The organism is Gemmatimonas aurantiaca T-27, from assembly GCF_000010305.1.
In the GTDB taxonomy this organism is placed as follows: Bacteria; Gemmatimonadota; Gemmatimonadetes; order Gemmatimonadales; family Gemmatimonadaceae; genus Gemmatimonas; species Gemmatimonas aurantiaca.
Genome location: NC_012489.1, coordinates 774549 through 792886 on the forward strand (window position 1 = coordinate 774549; position 18338 = coordinate 792886).

Genomic DNA, 18338 nt, shown 5'->3' on the forward strand with positions numbered 1-18338 from the left:
TGCGCTCGATCACACCGTTTCAAATCCAGGCTGGTTCATGAGTCGCCATCTTCCCCGGTCGGGCGCGCCGTCGCCGTCCCGTTCCGTTGCGCCGTTCCATCGGGGGCCGCAGGCCGTCGCCCCCATGACGTCGCCCAATGCCGCCCCGCCGGCGCACGCGCCCAATGCCGCGTTGCTCATCGACTTCGACAACGTCACGATGGGCATCCGCTCCGATCTGCAGGAGGAGCTCAAGAATCTCCTCTCGTCGGATATCGTGAAGGGCAAGGTGGCGGTGCGCCGCGCCTACGCCGACTGGCGCCGCTACCCGCAGTACATCGTGCCGCTCACCGAGGCGTCGATCGACCTCATCTTCGCGCCGGCCTACGGCTCGTCGAAGAAGAACGCGACCGACATCCGCCTCGCGATCGATGCGCTCGAACTGGTGTTCACGCGCCCGGAGATCGGCACGTTCGTGTTGCTCTCCGGTGACTCCGACTTCTCGAGCATGGTCATCAAGCTCAAGGAGTACGGCAAGTACGTGATCGGCGTCGGCATCCGCGAATCGTCGAGCGACCTGCTCGTCATGAATTGCGACGAGTATTACTCGTACAACGCGCTCGCCGGCCTCGTGAAGACGGGCGAAGACGAGACCACACGCTGGGATCCGTGGCAGCTCGTGACGGAAGCCATCGGTCGCATGAAGCGCAACGGTGACGTGATGCGTTCCGATCGCCTCAAGCAGGTCATGCAGGAGATCGATTCGTCGTTCGACGAAAAGAATCTCGGGCATCCCAAGTTCTCGCGTTTTGTGCAGGAAGCGCAGCAGCGCGGCCTGTTGCACGTGACGAAGCTCGACAGCGGTCAGCTCGAAGTCGATGCACCGGAAGGCACGCCGTCGGCGCTCGTGCCGTCGACACCCGCGGCCTCCGCTGATGCCGAGCCGCGGCGTGATGGTGAGCGCGATCGTGATGATCGGCGTGGCCGTCGCGGCCGTCGCGGCCGTGGTCGTGATCGGTTTGATCGTGACCGGGAACCGCAGGAGGGCACATCGAATGGTGAGGTGTCGTCGGCGGCGGATGGAACGGAGGTGCCGCTCGATGTGACTGCCGAAGTGGCGATCCCGCAGACGGGTTTGATCGTGCCCGAAGGGATCCGGCCGTTGCCGGGTGAAGAAACCGCCGGTGTGTCCGAGGGTGATGTGGCGACGGAAGCGGCCGATGATGCGGCCGGCGCTACGGCGGAAGAGCGTGCGGAACGCCGCGATCGTGGTCGTCGTCGTGGCCGTGGTCGAGATCGTTTCCGTGATCGTGGGCCGCGCGCCGAGTCGGGCGCAGAACCGGGAGCGCCGGGTGCCGATACGGGAGCTGCGGTTGCTGCGCCGACGGCGGTTGCGCCGGTTGCCTCAACACCGGCGCCGGGTGGTCATGCGTTGGGCGCACCATTTGGCACGCCAGTGGCTGATACGGTCGGCCGCAGTGGTGAGCGGCTGACGCGCAGCGATGCCTTCGATCTGGTGCGTCGTTCGGTGGAGTCGCTGGTGAGCGGTGACGCCGTGACGAGCGCGAGCGCCGCGCGGCAGCGTGCCGTTGAATTGCTGGGTCGCGACAGCGAGTCGCTGAGTGCGCGCATGTTCGAGCGCATCCTGCAAGACGCCCATGATGCCAATCTCATCGACCTGCGTCGCCGCGGCGACGACTGGGAATTGGCGCGCGCGGCCGATGCGGCCAGCATCGTCGAGCAGCTCAAGACGGTGGATGATGCCCAGAAGGCGGCGGCTGCTGCACTGGCGGCTTCGCAGCCGGCGGCGCCTCGTGGCATGGGAGCGCGCGGTGTCAGTGGGCGTGGTATGGGCGCCCGTGGCAAGAGCGCTGGGTTGCCCCCCGAGCTGCTGATGGTGGGCGTGGTGGGTGCCGCGCCGGTGGTGACACCGGCCGCGGTCGTTCCGACGCCAGCCCCGGCGGTGATCCCCGCCGCGGTGGCGACGCCGGTGGTGGTGGAGACCCCGGTGGCGGCAGCTACCGAGCCCGCAGCGGCGGTTTCTGACGCACCGAAGGGTGCAGCCGTGGCTCCGGCTCCGGCGGCTCGGAAAACGGCTGCCAAGAAGGCTGCCAAGGCCCCGGCCAAGGCTCCCGCGAAGTCGGCGGCCCCGAAGGCAGCGGCCAAGGCGCCTGCCGCGAAGTCGGCGGTGAAGACGCCGGCCAAGGCGCCCGCGAAAGCTCCGGCCGCCAAGACCGCGGCTAAGGCTCCTGCGGCAAAGAGCCCGGCCAAGAAGGCTGCTGCCAAGGCTCCGGCCAAGGCTCCCGCAAAGAAGGCGGCCGCACGGAAGTGAGGTGAAGCCCGCGGGACGAGGGCGAACATGTGAGGGCGTCGACGGGTCACCGTCGACGCCCTTCATGTTTTCATGGCATTCCGGGCACTCCCGGGCCAGCTTGCCATGGTGACTGCTCATGACGTCGAGATGCGCACCCCGTTGCCGCCATCCTTCTACCTGCGCGATGCGGCGATCGTCGCGCGTGAGCTGCTGGGGGCTGTGCTGATGCACGATGACGGAGCGCAGGTGGTGTCCGGTCGCATCATCGAGACCGAGGCCTATCTCGGCCCCCACGATCCGGCATCACATTCGGCCGCCGGACGTACGGCGCGCACCTGGCACATGTTCGGGCCGCCCGGTACGGCGTATGTGTACTTCATCTACGGCATGCACTGGTGCGTGAACGCCGTGACCGGCGATGAGGGATACGGCAGTGCTGTGCTCATTCGGGCTCTCGCGCCATTGGCCGGGCTCGAGGTGATGCGTGCCCGACGCCCCAAGGCGCGCACGGATGCCTCACTCTGCGATGGTCCGGGCAAGTTGTGCGCGGCGCTGGGCATCACGCGCGCGCACGACGGTCTCATGCTGACGGGGGCCTCGCCGCTCACCATCTACGAAGGCCCGCCGGTGCCGGACGATGGTGTCGTGATCGGGCCACGTATCGGCATCAGCAAGGCAGTGGACTGGCCACTGCGATTCTGTATCGCGCCACAACGACAGACCTCCGCGTGAGGATGTCGCCGGTGATGCGATCCGGCGATCCTCGGTGCCGCGATGGGAGACGGAATCGTTCGTGCCGGTGCGTCCTGGCCGACGTGACGCAACCGTCCGGCACCTGAGACTACAGAATGCCCGCCACCCGTCCCGCATCCTTGAATGCCGCTACCACCGCATCGAGGTCGTCCTTCGTGTGTGCGGCACTCACCTGGCAGCGCACGCGTGCCTGGCCCTGTGGCACCACCGGGAACCCGAAGCCCGTGACGAACACTCCGCGTTCGAGCATCAGTTCACTCATGCGGATGGCCAGTGCCGTTTCGCCCACGATGATCGGCACGATGGGCGTTTCGCCGGGCAGCGGATGGAAGCCGGCCTCCTGGATGGCGCCGCGGAAGTACCGCGCATTCTCGGCCAGTCGCGTCACCAGTTCCGGATGCGCTTCCGCGTGTTGCACGGCCGCCAAGGCACTGGCGGCCACCGTGGGCGGCAGCGCATTGGAGAACAGTTGCGGGCGTGAGCGCTGCGTCATGATATCGCACAACGACGCCGGGCCGGCGATGAACCCACCGGCGGCACCGCCCAGAGCTTTGCCGAGTGTGGAGGTGATGATGTCGACTTCACCGACCACGCCGAAATGTTCGGCGGTGCCACGGCCGGTCTTGCCCAGCACACCGGTGGCGTGGGAATCGTCCATCACCACGATCGCTCCTTCGTCCCGCGCGATCTGCAGGATCTCGGGCAGTTTGGCGATGGCGCCTTCCATGGAGAACACACCATCGGTCCAGATGATCTTGCGCTTGGCGTCCTTGTTGGCGCGCAGCTTTTCGCGCAGGTCGTCCATATCGGCGTGTTTGTAGACCGCCGTGGTGCACTTGGTGATGGCCTTGGCGAGGCGCACCGAGTCGATGATGGACGCGTGATTGAGCGCGTCCGAGATGACAAAATCGCCTTCGCGCGCAATGGAGGGCGTGAGGGCTTCGTTGGCGTTCCAGGCCGACACGTAGCTGAGGCTCGCCTCGGTGCCGACAAAACGCGCGAGGGCCGCCTCGAGTTCACGATGCACCGTGAATGTGCCGCAGATGAAACGCACGCTGGCCGTCCCAGCACCAAAACGGTGCAGCGCATCAATGCCGGCGTTGACCACCGCCGGTTCGTTGGCCAGTCCCAGGTAGTTGTTGGACGACAGCACGATCACCTCGCCGCGTCCCTCCATGCGCACACGTGCGCCCTGGGGGCCTTCGAGGTGGTTCAGGTGTTTGTACGTGCCGGCCGCCTGGAGGGCGTCGAGTTCGGCCTGGAGTTCGGAAAACAGTGCGGACATCAGCGGGGGCGGAGTCGGGAAACGATCGGAGCGGCTCAGGTCGTACTACGGCTCAGTCGATCGTGAAAATGATCTTGCCGGCCTCACCGCTGCGGATGAGGCGCATGGCCTCATCGACAGCTTCGAGTGGCAGGCGGTGCGTGATGACGGGTGTTGGATCGAATGCGCCCGACCGGATGAAGCGCGACATCTGGTGCCAGGTGTCGTACATGCGGCGGCCGACCACCCCGTAGATCGTCAGTCCCTTGAAGATGATCTCGGTGGCGAAGTCGATGTCGATGGTCTTGGACGGAATGCCGAGCATGTTCACGCGGCCCGCCGGGCGAGCCAGCGCAAACGCCTGATGCACGGCGCTGGGCACACCGGACATTTCGAGCACCACATCGGCGCCGTGACCATCGGACGCGGCCATGACGGCGTCACGCGCCTGGTCGGGGTGCACGGCATCGTGGGCGCCCATGGTGCGGGCGAGTTCGAGGCGGCGCGGATTCACGTCGGTGGCGATGATGCGGGCCGCGCCAGCGGCCTTGCAGATCCCCACGGCAAACGCGCCGATGGGACCGCAGCCGGTGATGAGCACGACCGCACCGGGGATGTCGGCGGTGAGGGCGGTGTGGAAGGCGTTCCCCATCGGATCGTGGATACCGCCGATGTCGTAGCTGATCGCATCATCGAGGTGCCAGACGTTCGTGGCGGGCATCGCGATGAACTCCGCGAAGCAGCCGTCCCGGTCGACGCCGATGATACGGGTGGACGGATCGGCGTGGGCGTTGCCCGTGCGACTGAACAGGGAGCGTTCGTCGACGATGTGGCCTTCGGCGGTGACGCGGTCTCCGACCTTCACGGTCTCCACGAAACTGCCGACGGCGACGACGTCGCCGGCAAATTCATGGCCGACCACGAACGGCGGCTTGCAGCGCCCTGCGGCCCAGGCGTCCCACTCGTAGATGTGCACGTCGGTGCCACACACGCCGGCGCGACGGACGCGGATGAGCACCTCGTCGTCGCGGATGGTGGGCACGGGAACGTCCGTGAGAGTGAGACCGCGACCGGCCGTCTGCTTCACGAGCGCTTTCATGGAGCTCCAAGAGAAAGGCCGACGCGGGAGTCGGCGCAGAGTGTGGCGTGCATTGAGAAGGCGAAAAGTCGCATGTGCGACAGGCCGGTGGAAGGCGCGGAAATCGTGTCCGGATGGTGCGCGGCGAGGATGTTGCCTTTAGTAATCGCGCGCGTTCTTTATACGCGCTATTGCGCGTTGGAATTATCCACGCGTATATTCGCGTCAATTCAACGACTTGCGCGCGCTGTCCACATCGAACTCCCCGAGCGTTTTGCAGTTCACCGTCTCGGGGCGCGCAGTCCTCATCGGAAACGCGTGGCCATAGTTCGGCACGAGTTCCACCCGCAGTCCCTCGTCGCACTCGCGACCCACTCATCCGAGACCTGCCGCTCCACCGAGCGGGTCTCCGGTTCACCGTCGTTGATCGCGCCTGCGCGCGGAACGATGGTGTGCTCCGCTGTCCGCCCTTCGCAGCGTTCGAGCCGGATCGTCGCCTTCGCGACGATCGTCCCATCTCCTGCCGTAATGCACGCCGACCAGCTCGCCGACATGGCGCGCCAGTCCATCACCTCGTTCGTGTTGTCTCGCGCCGTCGTGCGGCGCTCAACGCGAACACCTGCCTGCGCGCGCCTCCTGGAGGCCGCGTAGCGCAAATCGTGGCAGCGCATGCGCTGCGCGGTTTGTGCGCTCACCTTTCCACCGGGGGAAAGGGAGCACGATCCACCTCCTCGAGAGGAGAGTTGTTCCAATGGCTCCTGCCAAGAAGGCCGCTAAAAAGGCGGCGAAGAAGGGTGGCCGCAAGGTCGCGAAGAAAGCCGCTCGCAAGACGGTGAAGAAGGCTGCCAAGAAGGCTGCCAAGAAGGGCGCGAAGAAGGTTGCCAAGAAGGCGGCCAAGAAGGGCGCCAAGAAGGCTGCCAAGAAGGGCGCGAAGAAAGTAGCGAAGAAGGGCGCCAAGAAGGCGGCCAAGAAGGGTGCCAAGAAGGGCGCGAAGAAGGCGGCCAAGAAGACCCGCAAGACGGCCAAGCGCGCCAAGAAGGTTGCTGCGCCGGCGCCTGTCGCTGCGTAATTCGGTCGTTCGCGACGTCGCAGTACCCATACACGCGAAAGGCGCCGGCATGTCTGCCGGCGCCTTTCACGTCTTCGTCATCCCGTCAGCGCTCAGTACGCTGCAGCGGCAAGCGGTTCGGGTTCGACGATCACGTCGAGATCTTCGGGAACGGGGCCCCAGACAAACGCCGAGAAACGCGGCAGCGCGTCACCACGACCGCCGTCTGCGATCACGATGCCGAGGGGTTCCTGCTCTTCAGTCTGCTGAAAAAGATGCTGGATACGCATTAGGGGTGAACCTCCACCCTGGATGTTGAGTGTTACGGCCTTCCGGCCTGCAACGCATTCCAATGCACGCTCAATGCCATGTTTGACATGGGACGGTAAGTTGTTGTCTTGTTGTGCTTTGTGATGACTTTTGCGGTCTGTCCCGGGACGTCGGGTGTCCTGTTGACACATCACAAACCCGCTTGTTCGTGTCATCGTGACACGAACGCGTACCTATCAGGCGACAGCCGCTTCCTTGCGAGCCATGAACGTCTGATGCAGACCGGTGCTGCGCTCCACCGAGATCGTCCATCCGTGATAACGTGATGCCAGCTCTTCGATGCGCGGGGTGGCCTGCATGCTGTCGTTGCCAGCCGCAATCGTCTCCACGAGGTGCACACCACCATCGGCCGTGGCGCTCTGCAGCACTTCGATCACGCGCGCCCGGTCCTGGGCATCGAGACCGGCAAAGGCTGATGGCGAACAGACCACCGCATGCAGCTCCACATCGGGTGCCCATGCGCCCAGATCGGCGCAGTAGCCACGAATCCGCTCGGTGAGCCCTGCGGCCTCGGCCGCCCGCACGACGCGCTCCACAGCCTCTTCCGCGGGCTCCAGCGCCGTCACGGCAGCGCCTCGCGCGGCCAGATAGAGAGCGGCCCCTTCACGCTCCGCGCCCGCCACCAGCACATGGCGATCACCAGAATCCGCCAAGGCCCGGACAAACGCCGCGTTCGGATCGATACCCCAATGTTCGGGACGCTGGTATTCGGCCAGTATCTTGAGCCGGCGTCGCTTCCACGTCGCGTACGTCGGGAGCCGCAGGCGTCGCGCAATGATGCGATCGACTTCCTGCCAGACGAGAATCTCCGTCAAAGCGATCTGGTCAGCCCGGCGCAATGCCTCGACTGCCTCGTCGCCGATCTTCAGGAGCGAGCCACGCGACACCGAGTCCTTGTAGTCCTCGATTTCCCGCTCGACGTACAGCTCGTACTCGTACTTGAGGGACCGGGGCGAACTGATGGGGGTACCCCTGTGGGCTGTGGAAGAATGTGGATAACTTACCGCTTATCCCCGTTTGCGCAACCCCCATTTTTGTGATCCTGCGCCATTTAAGTGGCTATCAGGAAACTGCTTGGACCAAGGCCCAGCCATGCCGGAACTGCCCGAGGTGGAATATGCGGCATCTCAACTTCGTGATCGGGTTCTGGGGCAAACCGTGCAGGCTGTACGGGTCACCCATGCCGCACAGGCGCGCCACCTTCCGTCCACCGACCAGCAGGCCATCGTCGGCCTGACGCTCGACCGGGTGGAGCGTCGGGCCAAGGTCCAGCTCCTGCACTTCGGCAGCGGTGTTCTGGAGGTGCACTTCCGGATGACTGGCGACTGGGTGTTCTCCCGGGTCACCGATCCGGTGCCACCGTTCGAACGGTTGGCCCTCGAAACCGATGCGGGGCTGCGCGTCAGTCTCGTCGACCCGCGCGCGCTCAGTGTGGTGCGCTGGCACGCTGCCGGTTCCTACCGCGGTCTCGAGGTGGGACCCGAGCCGTTGTCCGACGCGTTTTCCGTCGACGTCTTTCGGCACGCGCTCACACGACGGCGTGGTCCCATCAAGCCGGTGTTGCTCGATCAGCGGGTGGTTGCCGGCATCGGCAACATCTATGCGTCGGAAGCACTCTGGGAAGCGGGGATCGCTCCCACGGCCATCGCGAACACCATCACGAAGCCCCGACTGACGCGTCTGCGTGACGCCATCCGTGTCGTCCTCGAGACGGCGCCCGATGCACGCTATTTCGAACGCGATACACCCGACGAGCAGGAACGCGATCGACGTTGGCGCGTGTACGGACGTGATGGTCGACCGTGCCGACGCTGCGGGTCAGCGATCCGGCGCCTCGTGCAAGCGGGTCGCAGTACGTACTACTGTGCGGTGTGCCAGCGGCGATAGCCGTGGTGTCTGCGTCATCTGCGCCAGCGCGTGCACGATCGGGCGTGTCATTGGCTGCACGGTCGAACGCCATGTGCGTGGTGAGCTCCTCGCCCGATGCCGTTCGACGGCGCGTTGCATGGCGTCGAAGGTTTCACTCGCCGTGCGGGCCCATGAAAATCCCGACGCCTGTACCAGTCCGCGCGCACGCAAGTCGTCGCGCAGTGCCGCATCGTCGACGATTCGGTGCATCGCCCTGGTGAGTGCCTCGACGTCGTTCCATGCCACACTCAACGCCGCTGCGCCGCTCACTTCGGGCAATGAACTCGCCGTCGAGCACACCACCGGTGCCCCGCTGCGCATGGCTTCGAGGACTGGCAGGCCGAACCCTTCGTATCGAGACGGAAAGACCAGCGCGGTGGTGCGGCGATACAGTGTCACCAGTTGTGCGTCGGTGACATAGCCGATGTGACGCAGCCATGGCGCACGACCCTGTATGGCGCGCGTCTCCTTCGAGAGACCTGGCCCACATTGCACCAGGGGTACGCGAACCCCGCGCGCCCACAGGCGATCCATGGCGGCATACAGCGTCGACAGATTCTTGCGTGCTTCCTGACCACCGACCGACAGAAAAAATCCGTCGTCGCAATCGCTGCGCTGCAGCGCGCTCGCATCATCCGGCGCCGACAGGGCGAGATCATCTGCTGCCAGCAATGTCACCGACAGCTTTTCGGCGGAAGCGGGAAAGCGTTCGAGGACTTCGTCGCGTGTGAACTGCGAGATGGTGAGGATACCGTCCGCGCGCGCGATGCTGCGCGCATACCGTCGACGATATTTGGCGCGCTTGATGATCTTCCACCACCGATGATCGTGCTGCAGCATCGGCGCAATGTCATGAATGGTGACGACATTGGCAGCCCGGGTATTCGCGTGGAGCACCTGATTCCACGGATGCCATATCACGTCGGCCTCCGTGTGCGCCAATGCACTGATCGGCTCCACAGCGGCCCAGTCACCGAGACCGGTGTGCAGTCCGTCCAACAGGTCTCGCATCGCGGCGATGTCCCGGGTTCGTTGCACGAACAGGGTGAAGCGCAGATGGGGTTGCTGTTGCGTCAACTCCCGCAAAACGTTTCGCACATATCGGCTGATCCCGCGTCGTTCACGCAGCAGGCGAGTGGCTTCGATCGCGAGATGACGGACAGTGTGCGACACGGGAGCAGGGCCGAGGTCATGGAAGGTTTCCTCTCCACGACACCGCACCGGAATGGCACCCTACCGCCGGTCTTGCGGTTGCCCGCAGGACCAGTGGGCGGGTCGTCCTCCGTTCGAATCAGCCCATGGCTTCCAGCAGGGCGCCTTTGAGATATCCGGTCTCCGGCACCGTGATCAATTCGGGATGATCGAGCGGTTGTCCGGTGATGGCGCGCAACGCGAAGCGTCGGCCACTGTCGGCCGATGCTTCCTGCAGCATCTCGAAAAACAGTCCGCGGGACAGGTGAAAACTGCACGAGGCGGTGAACAGCAGTCCGCCCGGCGCGAGCAGCCGCATAGCCTGCAGGTTGATGTCCTTGTACCCGCGCAGGGCCCCCTCGATGGCGTTGCGATTCTTCGCAAACGCGGGTGGGTCGACCACGATGGTGTCGAAGCGGCGGCCTTCGCGATACCACGCACGCAGGACATCGAAGGCATCGCCTTCCACGGGCTCGATGTTGGTGAGTCCGTTGCGTTGCGCATGTTCATGCACACGTGCCAAGGCGGGTGCCGAGATGTCGACGGCCGTGACATGTTCGGCGCGATCTGCGAGATGCAACGCGAAAGATCCATGGTACGCGAAACAATCCAGTGCGCGACCTCGTGCCAGACTGCCAATCAGGACACGATTTTCGCGTTGATCGAGGAATGCACCGGTCTTTTGCCCGTCCCAGGGCGCGGCGAGATAGCGCACGCCGTGCTCAACCACTTCGATCACGCGGGGCACGTCGCCGTGCAACAACCGGACTTCGCGTGGCAGCCCCTCACGATCCCGCGCAGCCGGATCGTTGCGCGCGAGAATTCCGGTGCATCCCGTGAGCTCCTGCAGTGATGCCACGATGGTTTCCGTCCAGGCATTAACGCCCGCCGACAGCAACTGCACGACCAGCGCATCGCCGTACCGATCGACGACCAGCGACGGCAGTCCGTCGCCTTCGCCATGCACCAGGCGATAGGCGTTCGATTCCGTCGCCAGCGGGGCCCGTCGGGCAATGGCCGTTCGCAACTGCTCGTGCCACCACGCCGCATCCGGTGCGCGCGAGGCATCCGCACTCACGTGGCGCAGCGAGATCTCGGACTGGGGGCTCCAGAGCGCAAAGCCCAGCGGCGCACCTGTGTACTCCTCAACACGCACGAAACCGGCGGCGACGGCAGGCGCTCGCTCGAGATCGGAGCGGAACACCCACGGATGTCCGTTGCGGATGCGCTGAGCCCCACGGCGATTGACCACGGCCACTTCGCCTTCGATCACGGGATCGGCCGAGCGCGCCGCACCGCCGCGACCGGATGCTCCGCGATGGCCTGAGGGACGCGCACCGCGCGGACGGGACGATGAATCGTGGCGCGGTGGGCGGGGAGTCACAGTGCGGAGGTGGTGGAAGACGGGAGATAGTGGTCGAGGCCGCGCGCCGCGCGCGTGAGTTGTTGCTCACGCGTGCGGACCAGTCGCTCGTGATTGCGCTCGACATTGTCGAAGTTCGCTGGCTGGTGCCACAGATGGTAGGCAACCGCACTGAACTTGATGTTCCGCCGGCGCACCCCGGCGTTGATCAGGCGCGTCGCCAGCTCACTGTCTTCGCGCCCCCAGCCCTCGATCTCTTCGTCGTAGCCATTCACGCGCACGAGATCATCACGCCAGAACGCCATGTGCGCACCGCGGATACGTTTCATGCCGTCACGCGGCCCACGAACGAATGGTGTGATCCAGGGCGCGTAGAAGGCATTGGGGCGACCGTTCAAGTCATTCGTGAACACACCGAGCGGACACTCATCGCCGGCCATGAGTCTAGCCGTGCAGTCACGCCCAAGCAGCGCACGAGAACCCTGTGCCCATGCTCCGCGTTGTGCGAACTGTGCATGCCCTTCGAAGAAGTGCGGGTGCAGCAGGATGTCGCCATCGATTTGCACGATGTACTCGCCACGTGCTGCCGCGATGGCCTTGTTGCGGATGGCTGCCAGTCGGAATCCCGTGTCTTCATGCCACACGTGCTGGATCGGCACGGGAAATGACCGGGTTTCCCGCTCAATGACGGCGCGGGTTTCTTCTCCTGACCCGTCGTCGGCAATGACGACTTCATGCGGCAGTGTGCGCTGGCGGCGTACTGATCCCAGCACCAACTCCAGCGCACGTGGCCAATTGTAGGTCGAAACGAGAAGCGAGATTGCGGTCGGCGGGAAACGCATCATTGGCCCGGCACGGGCTGCAGGTCAGGGAGAGGGACTGCGCTTGGATTGTTCCGCGGCGCGGCGCGCGGCTCGGATCTGGGCAATCGCCCGGGTGTGCTCATCGAAGGTCGTACGGAATTCGTGGCTGCCGTCGGCGCGCGCCACAAAATACAGGTACGGCACGTCGGCTGGCGCGAGCGCGGCCGCAATCGACGCCGCGCCTGGCGAGGCAATCGGACCGGGTGGCAAGCCGGCGTATCGGTACGTGTTGTATTTCGAATCGACTTCGAGATCCCGAAACAGCACCCGCTCCACGTGCTGCGGCAGCGCATACTGCACCGTGGGGTCGGCCTGCAGACGCATCCCTTTTTTCACGCGGTTCCAGTACACCGCGCTGATGAGCGGCCGTTCTTCGGCCTTGCGCGCTTCTTTCTCGACAATGCTGGCCATCGCCATGACGTCATGGCGCGAGAGATTCATCGCGCGTGCACGCTCGGTCCACTCCGGCTTCCACTGGGCTTCGAACTGTTCGAGCATGGCCGTGACAGCTTCCCGCGCGGTCGTGCCGTCGGGAAACGTGTACGTGGCGGGGAACAGATATCCCTCGAGCGTGGGCGTGGGAATGTCGAGCTTGTGCAACCATGCCGTGTCGGTGGCGGCGGCCCGCACCGAGTCTTCGCTCACACCCAACGTCTTCACCAGCAGCGGCGTGATGTCGCGCAGGTCGAACCCCTCAGGAATCACCACGGTGCGCATGAGGCCGCGGCCGGTCACGAGGGCGTCCAGGACCTGTCCGTACGCCGAACGTTCGGCGAATTGGTACGTGCCAGGCTTGATCGCACGTTCACTGCCGGTGAGGGCGGCAAACCAGCGGAAGAAGCGTGACGACCCCACCACATTGTGCGCGGCAAGGGAATCGGCGGCGGCCCGCATGCTGGCACCGCGTGGCACAACCACCCGCGCCGGTGTGTCCGTCGCTGACGCCGACCCACGTACTTCCCGCCACAGGGCGAAGGCACTGGCGCACACCACCACCGCGCCAACCATGCTGATGGTGCGCCATCGCGATCGACTACCCGAACGACGAGCCATCATGACACTTCCTCCTCACCACGGCCTGCTGCTGGATCAGATGCCGTCGCAGTGACAGCCTCGCCCACCGTGACGCCTTGGCTGGACGCCCGCAGGACCCCCTCCAGCAGCACACAGGCTGCGAGGGCGTCGACATCTCCCTTACGACCACGCGTGCTGCCACCCTGTTCCCGGATGCTGCGCAGCGCGGCGGAGGTCGTGAAGCGTTCGTCGACGAGGCGCACCGGCAGGGGCTGCCGTGTGGCCAGTTTGCCAGCCACCTCACGCACTTCGCGGGATCGATCCGTTTCGTCGCCGCCTGGATCGAGGGGCAGGCCGAAGATGTATCCGCTGACGCCCAGTGCTTCCGCCTGACGCATGATTTCGGCGATCGGCGGCCGCTTGCCGGCGCGTCGTGCAATCACGCCGGCCGGTGAGGCGAGCATTCCTAGTTCATCGCTGACCGCGAGACCAATACGCTTGTCTCCCCAGTCCACTGCCAGCAGGCGCCCGACGGGCGTCGACATGCCGACTATGCCTCCGCCATCTGTTCGAAGAAATCCTGGTTGTTCTCGGCCCGCTCGAGGCGCTTGAGCAGGAACAGCAGGGCTTCATCGCTGGGCATATCAGCGAGGAACGTGCGCAGCAGGAAGACACGCTGCTGCTCGAACGGTGTGAGCAACAACTCTTCGCGTCGGGTGCCCGACTTGTTGATATCGATCGCAGGGAAGATGCGCTTTTCGGCGAGTTTGCGATCGAGCACGAGCTCCATGTTGCCGGTGCCCTTGAACTCCTCGAAAATCAGCTCGTCCATGCGCGAGTTGGTCTCGACGAGGGCGGTGGCGACAATGGTGAGTGAGCCACCCTCGACCAGATTGCGTGCCGCACCAAAGAACGCCTTCGGCTTCTGCATCGCGGTGGCTTCCATGCCGCCCGACATCAGCTTGCCGCCCTGCGGCGCCACGGCGTTGTGCGCGCGGGCGAGGCGTGTGATGGAATCGAGCAGGATGACTACGTCCTTGCCGGACTCCACGAGTCGCTTCGACTTCTCGATGACCATCTCCGCCACCTGGACGTGGCGATCGGCCGATTCGTCGAAGGTGGAGCAGATCACCTCGGCCTGTGGGCAGGACGCCTGCATGTCGGTCACTTCTTCAGGGCGCTCATCGATCAACAGGATGATGAGCGTGACCTCCGGATGATTCTCGACGATCGCGTTGGCAAACTGCTGGAGGAGGATCGTCTTGCCACCCTTGGGAGGGGCGACGATCAGGGCACGTTGTCCCTTGCCGAGTGGGGCGATGATGTCGCAGACACGGGTCGAGAGGTCCCCGTTCTTCCGTTCGAGGCGAATGCGCTCGTCCGGATACTTGGCGGTCAGGTTGTCGAAGGCGCTGCGCAATTTGGACTGCTCGGGGTCACCACCGTTGATGCGCTCCACCTTGAGGAGCGCGAGATAGCGTTCCCACTCCTTGGGTGGGCGGACTTCGCCCATCACCGTATCGCCGGTGCGGAGATCGAAGCGCTTCACCTGAGAGGGAGAGACGTAGATGTCGTCGGGGCCGTGCAGGTAGTTGAAGTCCTGGGCCCGAAGGAAGCCGTAGCCTTCGGGGAGCACCTCGAGGACGCCCTCGCCATAGAGCGTCGTTTCCGCATCGAGCAGAGCCTGTTCGATGCGGAAGATGAGTTCCTGCTTGCGAAGGCCATTGACGCTGCTGATCTGCAGGGACTCGGCGAGCGCCAGCAGTTCAGGAACGGACTTTCGCTTCAGCTCGGCGACGTGCACGTGGCTAGGGAACGAGAGGGATCGAAGGCCAGTGCCAGAGAGCATTTTGCCTCTGGTGGCGCATCCCACAACCAACCCCATGGGGGCCGGGCCATGCGCACGGCAGGACTCGAACCTGCGACCTTCTGCTCCGGAGGCAGACGCTCTATCCAACTGAGCTACGCGCGCGTTGCGGCACCGTGAGCACCTGCAATTCTCACTGTACTCCGCCTGACGAACTCAGGTGAAACCTGATCGTCGTCAGAGCGATCAAGCTAACCGCGGACGCCGGGCAGGGGCAAGGAATGTGTGGTGTTGGGCGTCGGCTTTGGGGCGGGGTTGGCCGTCGTGTCCGATGCCACGCTGTCCGTCGGGGCATCCGAGGCCGCGCCGAGCTCGGTGGCGGCGGCGGTCCGTGCCGCCTCGGCGAGTTCCGCGAGCTGGCTCCGCAGCGCGCCGATCGTGGTGTGCAGGATGCCGCGGTCACGGAGCTGCGTGACATTGCTCCCCGTGTAGCGGCGCAGGTATTGGCCCAGCGACCCCCCATCGGGAAAGTCGAGTACGCCGGCGACCGAGTCGAGCGTGTGTCCGGGCTGTTCGAGCAGGGCGCTGGCCACCAACAGGCGACACCACGTCAGGAACGGACGGGGAGAGGGCAGGCCGGCGCGGAGGAACCGATTGTGCAGGGTGCGGCGGGTCATGCCGAAGACGGCCGCAAACTCATCGCGATCGATGTGCTCGCCCGCGTGCTCCAGGCCGTGTTCGAGCATGGGCCGCAGGCGGCGCGGTACAAGATCTTCGAGCAGGACGACGATCTGCGAGGCCACACTGCGTTGACGCGCGGTGGCCAGAATGCGGGAAAAGATGTGGGGCAGTTCGTCTTGTTCTTCACGGACGATATCCTGAATGCCGGCCCGTGCCAGTTCGAGCAACTGACCGGTGTCGATGCGGCGCAGGTCGCACCAGGCAACGAGGGCATGGGCAGGAAACGCTTCCCGCAACTGCAAGACGGCGCGAACGCTGGAAGTGTGATGTGGGCCACCGGCTTCTGCGACGGTAAGTGATACACTGCCTGAAGCGACGGCGGCCAGGAGCGAAGCCACGTCGTCAAACGGTACCACCCGATACCCCGGCGGGGCGATCCGTTGGGCGCGTGCCTGCGCGGCAGAGCGACCAGGGAGCCAGGCGATTTGCAGGGCCGGGCGGGACGCCGGCCCTCCTGTTTCAGTGGTGGTCAAAATCGGTTTCCCACGGGAACCGATGATTTCCCACGGTAGCGAGGCATTGGCGGCCGTGTGATGACATCTAAGGGCACACCTTTACTGGAGTGTTTTTCGATGTCCATCACACGTCGCCTGCTGCTGCTCGCCGCCATCACGATCACTCCCCTGGTTGCTGCCTGCAGCCTGCCAACGGCCGCCGATGATCCGAACGGTGGTGGCAGCGGTTCAGACTCGAGCGCCTTTGATGTGAAGCCCTGGGGATGACGGCGAGCGCGGGTCATGCCTAACGGAGCGCGGTCAGTCTAGCGATAGAAGTTCGCATCGATGCACTCGGCCGTGAGAACGGCACGGGCGCTTCGTCAAACGACGGCTGCAGGGTGGGCGACGCTGCCCAATCCCGCTCCATCGCATCCACCCGAAACTCGTACTCGTGATAGCGATACGTGGTGGCGAGTACGCGGGCACGCTCGAGCGCGCCGCGCGCTGCCACGCGCTCTCCGATGTGCCAATGCGCTTCCGCAAGGTACATCAGGACCTGTGCGGCGTCATGCGGCTGGTTGGCACGGGCGATTTCCGTGTCGATGGCCTGCCCCAATTGCCGTATATCATCTGTATTGTCGAGTCTTGCTGCCGCGCGCACCGCTCCGCCCAAAGCCAGGAGCAGCGCACGGGGGGCCGGGCGCATGTTGATGACCTGTGCAAAGCCGAGCTTGGCGGGCTCGAAAAAGCCTGCCCGCAGCGCAACCACGGACAGATCCGTGAGCGCACTGGCACGCGTTTCCGTGTCCTGTTCGCTGGCATCATACAACTTCCAGCCGAAGAGCAACGCGTCGGCCAGCCGGTTGTCGCTGATGGACAGCGTCATGAGCCCCTGACACGCATGTACGTAGGCCCCGCCGCCGAACACCGCGGCACGGAGTGCCTTTCGGTATAATCGTTCGGCGGCGGGTCGATTGCCTCGCATGTCGTGAATCAGTGCCTGACCGATGTACCCGCGTGCCGCGAGCGGTCCATCGCGCTCATGGATGGTTCGTTCGACTGCCGATTCGTAACACTGCTCGGCGCTGTCATAGTCGTTCATTTGCCGAGCGACACGACCAAGATGCACCGTGGCCAGCGCCAGCGCCGCGTACCCCGAGTCGATCGCCAGCCGACAGACCGCCGACACGGTTGTGAAGGCGAGTTCGAAGCAGCCTGCGAGTTCCATGTCCTCAGCGGCCGACCGGAACCGTTCATACAACTGGTCCAGCGACTCGGTGGGCGCAGGTTGTGCGTCGTGCGTCAATGTCGGTCGACGTCCCCGATACTCCGGGAGCAACGACTCGATATGCGGCAGGTCCTGGCGCAGACGCCAACGCGGAGCGCTCGACAACGCATCGGCCGCCTGTGCGATCGACAGCCAAGGCAGCAGCTGGTGATCGAGTGGCACGCCGCGCGTGGTCGCGCCCTGCGCATCGGCCGCGAAGGCCTGCAATGGAGACAGTGGCTTACGCATGTGGTTGTCGAAAGAGTGGCAATACTGCCAATGCAATGAACGCCATGAAGGCCTCCGACGAGGGAATGCGAGAATGCGAGCGCATGGATGGGCAAACACCCATCATCTGCAACATGGTGTGCAGGGAAGAGCAGCAACCGGTAATGGTGGGAAAATACCGGTAACGGTGGGCAACGGCTTTGGTCCCTCCAGTGAGCACTACTTGACTCACTTCTGAGCGCTCCGGAAACTGCGCCTATGGACTTACGCCGTGTCGCAATCGCACTGGTGGTACTGGCTGCTGCGTTGGTGCTGACGCTTCATGGCGGCGGCAGCGGTGATGCTGCGCCATGGGCCGATCTGCGTACCTCGGCACCCTCCGGTGTGGCGTTGATCATCCGACCCGAAGACCCGCTCACACGATTGGCCGACCTACGCCTCGTGCAACGCGTGTTGCCCATCTCCGCAGTGGTCGTGGTCAGCAACACCGAAATGACGCGGTCCGATTCGGTGCGCATCCGCGAGATCTTTGGTACCCAGCCGGTGCGATTTCTGCGCACCATCAATGACGCGTCGCTGCAGCGTCTTGGATTGGATGTCACACCAGGCGTCTTTGTCTGGAACACGGTCAATCACATGTCGACCGTCATGAGTGTCCAGAAAGACCGACACAAGCTGCAGGATCAACTGCGGCGCATACAGTATCTCACGGCGCTCGATGGCTTGACCTGGTAACGCCGGTCGATCCACTAG

19 protein-coding genes and 1 tRNA gene are annotated in these 18338 nt (G+C 64.7%); 6 read left to right on the forward strand and 14 right to left on the reverse strand.

All coding sequences use genetic code 11. The annotated features are described in order from the left end of the window. Positions 1–37 precede the first annotated feature (37 nt). The gene (locus tag GAU_RS20315) at positions 38–2311 is read left to right on the forward strand and encodes an NYN domain-containing protein (RefSeq protein ID WP_083765421.1); all 2274 of its coding nucleotides are present in this window, start codon (positions 38–40) and stop codon (positions 2309–2311) included. A 105-nt stretch (positions 2312–2416) separates the two neighbouring features. Beyond that, positions 2417–3025, forward strand: coding sequence for a DNA-3-methyladenine glycosylase (locus GAU_RS03340; RefSeq protein ID WP_197526041.1), 609 nt, complete (start codon positions 2417–2419; stop codon positions 3023–3025). Positions 3026–3134: 109 nt separating this feature from the next. Here GAU_RS03340 and GAU_RS03345 read toward each other — a convergent pair whose 3' ends face one another. The 3 genes from GAU_RS03345 to GAU_RS03355 all read right to left on the reverse strand — a co-directional run bounded on the left by GAU_RS03345 (position 3135) and on the right by GAU_RS03355 (position 6083). Continuing rightward, the gene (locus tag GAU_RS03345; protein ID WP_012682145.1) at positions 3135–4331 is read right to left on the reverse strand and encodes a glycine C-acetyltransferase; all 1197 of its coding nucleotides are present in this window, start codon (positions 4329–4331) and stop codon (positions 3135–3137) included. A gap of 52 nt (positions 4332–4383) precedes the next feature. Continuing rightward, positions 4384–5409 carry an L-threonine 3-dehydrogenase gene (tdh, locus tag GAU_RS03350; RefSeq protein WP_012682146.1) on the reverse strand — a complete coding sequence of 342 codons (1026 nt, stop codon included), beginning with the start codon at positions 5407–5409 and terminating at the stop codon, positions 4384–4386. 284 nt (positions 5410–5693) lie between these two features. Then, on the reverse strand, positions 5694–6083 hold the full coding sequence (locus tag GAU_RS03355) for a hypothetical protein (protein WP_156798882.1): 390 nt from the start codon (positions 6081–6083) through the stop codon (positions 5694–5696). Positions 6084–6139: 56 nt separating this feature from the next. Between GAU_RS03355 and GAU_RS03360 the strand changes: the two genes are divergently transcribed. Next, positions 6140–6457: a histone gene (locus tag GAU_RS03360; RefSeq protein ID WP_156798883.1), complete on the forward strand. Its 318-nt coding sequence runs from the start codon at positions 6140–6142 to the stop codon at positions 6455–6457. Between the two features lie 92 nt (positions 6458–6549). Here GAU_RS03360 and GAU_RS22130 read toward each other — a convergent pair whose 3' ends face one another. Beyond that, entirely contained in the window at positions 6550–6726 is a 177-nt protein-coding gene (locus GAU_RS22130; RefSeq protein ID WP_012682148.1) for a hypothetical protein, read from the reverse strand. Positions 6727–6942: 216 nt separating this feature from the next. Beyond that, positions 6943–7653, reverse strand: a complete 711-nt coding sequence (locus tag GAU_RS03365) for an SAM-dependent methyltransferase (protein ID WP_012682149.1) — start codon at positions 7651–7653, stop codon at positions 6943–6945. 205 nt (positions 7654–7858) lie between these two features. Here GAU_RS03365 and mutM point away from each other — a divergent pair, with 205 nt between their 5' ends. Continuing rightward, positions 7859–8653: a bifunctional DNA-formamidopyrimidine glycosylase/DNA-(apurinic or apyrimidinic site) lyase gene (gene mutM / locus GAU_RS03370; protein ID WP_012682150.1), complete on the forward strand. Its 795-nt coding sequence runs from the start codon at positions 7859–7861 to the stop codon at positions 8651–8653. On the opposite strand, the gene GAU_RS20320 is transcribed toward mutM, so the two are convergent. From GAU_RS20320 to GAU_RS03410, 8 genes are all read right to left on the reverse strand, one after another. Next, on the reverse strand, positions 8585–9847 hold the full coding sequence (locus GAU_RS20320) for a glycosyltransferase family 4 protein (RefSeq protein ID WP_012682151.1): 1263 nt from the start codon (positions 9845–9847) through the stop codon (positions 8585–8587). The two genes, mutM and GAU_RS20320, sit on opposite strands and share 69 nt — an antisense overlap. 118 nt (positions 9848–9965) lie before the next feature. Beyond that, positions 9966–11249 (reverse strand): class I SAM-dependent rRNA methyltransferase, encoded by a 1284-nt coding sequence (locus tag GAU_RS03380; RefSeq protein ID WP_197526042.1) that lies wholly within the window; start codon positions 11247–11249, stop codon positions 9966–9968. Next, complete coding sequence (locus GAU_RS03385) at positions 11246–12073, reverse strand: glycosyltransferase family 2 protein (protein ID WP_012682153.1); 828 nt, start codon at positions 12071–12073, stop codon at positions 11246–11248. Before GAU_RS03385 ends, GAU_RS03380 begins: the two co-directional genes overlap by 4 nt. Before the next feature lie 21 nt (positions 12074–12094). Further along, a complete protein-coding gene (gene mltG, locus GAU_RS03390) occupies positions 12095–13147 on the reverse strand; it encodes an endolytic transglycosylase MltG (protein WP_012682154.1) in 1053 nt (350 codons plus the stop codon). Beyond that, positions 13144–13650, reverse strand: a complete 507-nt coding sequence (gene ruvX, locus GAU_RS03395) for a Holliday junction resolvase RuvX (protein ID WP_012682155.1) — start codon at positions 13648–13650, stop codon at positions 13144–13146. The genes mltG and ruvX overlap by 4 nt, the downstream gene beginning before the upstream one ends. 5 nt (positions 13651–13655) lie before the next feature. Continuing rightward, entirely contained in the window at positions 13656–14909 is a 1254-nt protein-coding gene (rho, locus tag GAU_RS03400) for a transcription termination factor Rho (RefSeq protein ID WP_012682156.1), read from the reverse strand. A 94-nt stretch (positions 14910–15003) separates the two neighbouring features. Next, positions 15004–15077: transfer RNA gene (locus GAU_RS03405), tRNA-Arg, on the reverse strand. A gap of 86 nt (positions 15078–15163) precedes the next feature. Beyond that, on the reverse strand, positions 15164–15991 hold the full coding sequence (locus GAU_RS03410) for an AraC family transcriptional regulator (protein ID WP_156798884.1): 828 nt from the start codon (positions 15989–15991) through the stop codon (positions 15164–15166). Positions 15992–16225: 234 nt separating this feature from the next. Here GAU_RS03410 and GAU_RS22135 point away from each other — a divergent pair, with 234 nt between their 5' ends. Beyond that, positions 16226–16375: a hypothetical protein gene (locus GAU_RS22135; RefSeq protein ID WP_012682158.1), complete on the forward strand. Its 150-nt coding sequence runs from the start codon at positions 16226–16228 to the stop codon at positions 16373–16375. Positions 16376–16394: 19 nt separating this feature from the next. On the opposite strand, the gene GAU_RS03415 is transcribed toward GAU_RS22135, so the two are convergent. Further along, on the reverse strand, positions 16395–17606 hold the full coding sequence (locus tag GAU_RS03415) for a tetratricopeptide repeat protein (RefSeq protein WP_012682159.1): 1212 nt from the start codon (positions 17604–17606) through the stop codon (positions 16395–16397). Positions 17607–17843: 237 nt separating this feature from the next. On the opposite strand from GAU_RS03415, the gene GAU_RS03420 reads away from it, so the two are divergent. Beyond that, positions 17844–18320, forward strand: coding sequence for a hypothetical protein (locus tag GAU_RS03420; RefSeq protein WP_012682160.1), 477 nt, complete (start codon positions 17844–17846; stop codon positions 18318–18320). The last annotated feature ends 18 nt before the right edge of the window (positions 18321–18338 follow it).

Excerpts from the sequence above, each read along its gene's own strand:
- GAU_RS22135 (WP_012682158.1), top strand. The coding sequence starts at position 16,226 with ATGTCCATCACACGTCGCCTGCTGCTGCTCGCCGCCATCACGATCACT.
- mltG (WP_012682154.1), bottom strand. The coding sequence starts at position 13,147 with ATGATGGCTCGTCGTTCGGGTAGTCGATCGCGATGGCGCACCATCAGC.
- GAU_RS22130 (WP_012682148.1), bottom strand. The coding sequence starts at position 6,726 with ATGCGTATCCAGCATCTTTTTCAGCAGACTGAAGAGCAGGAACCCCTC.
- GAU_RS03360 (WP_156798883.1), top strand. The coding sequence starts at position 6,140 with ATGGCTCCTGCCAAGAAGGCCGCTAAAAAGGCGGCGAAGAAGGGTGGC.
- GAU_RS03415 (WP_012682159.1), bottom strand. The coding sequence starts at position 17,606 with ATGCGTAAGCCACTGTCTCCATTGCAGGCCTTCGCGGCCGATGCGCAG.
- GAU_RS03385 (WP_012682153.1), bottom strand. The coding sequence starts at position 12,073 with ATGATGCGTTTCCCGCCGACCGCAATCTCGCTTCTCGTTTCGACCTAC.
- ruvX (WP_012682155.1), bottom strand. The coding sequence starts at position 13,650 with ATGTCGACGCCCGTCGGGCGCCTGCTGGCAGTGGACTGGGGAGACAAG.
- GAU_RS03420 (WP_012682160.1), top strand. The coding sequence starts at position 17,844 with ATGGACTTACGCCGTGTCGCAATCGCACTGGTGGTACTGGCTGCTGCG.
- tdh (WP_012682146.1), bottom strand. The coding sequence starts at position 5,409 with ATGAAAGCGCTCGTGAAGCAGACGGCCGGTCGCGGTCTCACTCTCACG.
- GAU_RS20315 (WP_083765421.1), top strand. The coding sequence starts at position 38 with ATGAGTCGCCATCTTCCCCGGTCGGGCGCGCCGTCGCCGTCCCGTTCC.
- GAU_RS03345 (WP_012682145.1), bottom strand. The coding sequence starts at position 4,331 with ATGTCCGCACTGTTTTCCGAACTCCAGGCCGAACTCGACGCCCTCCAG.
- GAU_RS03340 (WP_197526041.1), top strand. The coding sequence starts at position 2,417 with ATGGTGACTGCTCATGACGTCGAGATGCGCACCCCGTTGCCGCCATCC.
- mutM (WP_012682150.1), top strand. The coding sequence starts at position 7,859 with ATGCCGGAACTGCCCGAGGTGGAATATGCGGCATCTCAACTTCGTGAT.